Genomic DNA, 2,399 nt, shown 5'->3' on the forward strand with positions numbered 1-2,399 from the left:
GCGTCCGTGTCCGCGCCGGTGACTGGTTCGCCAGTGGTTGTGACCCTGTCCAATGGCCAGACCATCACCATCCCGGTTGGCTCGAGCAGCGCCAGCGTCAACTTCACCGCGCCCAACGATGCCCTGGCCGGTGGCAACTCCCTGAGCGTCAAGATCGACGATGCCAAGGGCGGCAACTACGAGAAGCTGGAAGTCGACGGCAAGTCGGCGGATACCTCGGTGACCGACACACCGGACACCACCACCCTCAGCCTGTCGGCGACCGATTCGGTGGCCGAAGGCGGTTCCATTGTTTATACCGCAACCTTGACCAACGCCGCCGGCACACCGGTCACCGTGACCTTGAGCAATGGTGCGGTGATCACCATCGCCGCCGGTGCCACTAGCGGCAGCGTGACTGTCGATGCACCAAAGGACGACGTCTACAAGGACGCTGGGCAAGTCGAAGTCACCATCAAGGATGCCGCAGGCGGCAACTTTGAAAACCTGGCCACCAGCCCAGCGGCAGCGGTCACCACCGTCACCGATACCATCGACACCAGCACCGTTTCGCTGACTGCGACCGCGAACGTGGCCGAAGGCGGGACCGTGGTATACACGGCTTCGGTGTCGGCCCCGGTCACCGGTTCACCAGTGGTTGTGACCCTGTCCAACGGCCAGACCATCACCATTCCAGTCGGCGCCAGCAGCGGCTCTGTTAATTTTGTTGCACCCAACGACGCGTTGGCCGGCGGCAACTCCCTGAGCGTCAAGATCGACGATGCCAAGGGCGGCAACTACGAGAAGCTGGAAGTCGACGGCAAGTCGGCGGACACCTCGGTGACCGACACTCCGGACACCACCAACCTCAGCCTGAGCGCAACTGACTCGGTAGCCGAAGGTGGCCAGATCACTTACACCGCGACCCTGACCAATGCCGCCGGCACGCCAGTGACCGTGACGCTGAGCAATGGCGCCGTCATCACCATCGAAGCAGGCAAAACCACCGGTTCCGTAACCGTCGATGCGCCGAAGGACGACGTCTATAAAGACGCCGGAACCATTGAAACCACCATCAAAGACGCCACCGGTGGCAACTTCGAGAACCTGGTTCCGAGCACTGCCCCGGCAGTCACTACCGTCAACGACACCATCGACACCAGCACCGTTTCGCTGAGTGCGACCGCGAACGTCGCCGAAGGCGGTACCGTGGTGTACACGGCTTCGGTGTCGGCACCGGTCACCGGCTCGCCAGTGGTTGTGACCCTGTCCAACGGCCAGACCATCACCATCCCGGTCGGCTCGAGCAGTGCCAGTGTCAACTTCACCGCGCCGAACGACGCGTTGGCCGGTGGCGGTTCGCTGAGCGTCAAGATCGACGATGCCAAGGGCGGCAACTACGAGAAACTGGAAGTCGACGGCAAATCGGCCGACACCTCGGTGACCGACACCGCTGACACCACCACCCTCAGCCTGTCGGCGACCGATTCGGTGGCCGAAGGCGGTTCCATCGTTTACACCGCCACTTTGACCAATGCCGCCGGCACACCGGTCACCGTAACGCTGAGCAACGGCGCCGTGATCACTATCGACGCCGGTAAAACCACCGGCACCGTCACCGTTCCGGCTCCATCCGATGACGTTTACAAAGACACCGGCACGGTCCAGGCAACCATTTCCACCGCCACCGGTGGCAATTTCGAAAACCTGGTGCCGAGCACCACTCCGGCAGTCACCAGCGTCACCGACACCATCGACACTTCGACCGTCAATCTGACTGCGACAAGCACTGTGGCTGAAGGCGGCACCGTGGTGTACACGGCTTCGGTGTCGGCACCGGTCACCGGCTCGCCAGTGGTTGTGACCCTGTCCAATGGGCAGACCATTACCATTCCGGTCGGCGCGAGCAGCGGCTCTGTTACCTTTGTTGCACCCAACGATGCCCTAGCCGGCGGCAACTCCCTGAGCGTCAAGATCGACGATGCCAAGGGCGGCAACTACGAGAAACTGGAAGTCGACGGCAAATCGGCCGACACCTCGGTGACCGACACCGCTGACACCACCAATCTCAGCCTGAGCGCATCCAACTCGGTCGCCGAAGGCGGTCAGATCACTTACACCGCAACCCTGACCAACGCCGCCGGCACACCAGTCACCGTGACCCTGAGCAACGGCGCTGTAATCACCATCGACGCCGGCAAAACCACCGGCACCGTGACCGTTCCAGCTCCATCCGATGACGTTTACAAAGATACCGGTACGGTCCAGGCGACCATCTCCACCGCCACCGGTGGCAATTTCGAAAACCTGGTGCCGAGCACTGCCCCGGCAGTGACCACCGTCACCGATACCATCGACACCTCGACCGTGACCCTGAACGCCACCGCTTCAGCAGCCGAAGGCGGCACCGTCACTTACAC

At 62.4% G+C, this 2,399-nt stretch carries 1 protein-coding gene; it reads left to right on the plus strand.

The features are described 5' to 3' along the window. On the plus strand, positions 1-2,399 hold a 2,399-nt coding region (locus AC1D2Q_RS29470; RefSeq protein WP_477815536.1), incomplete at both ends, for an immunoglobulin-like domain-containing protein.

It is taken from the genome of Pseudomonas sp. P1_A1 (assembly GCF_056406935.1).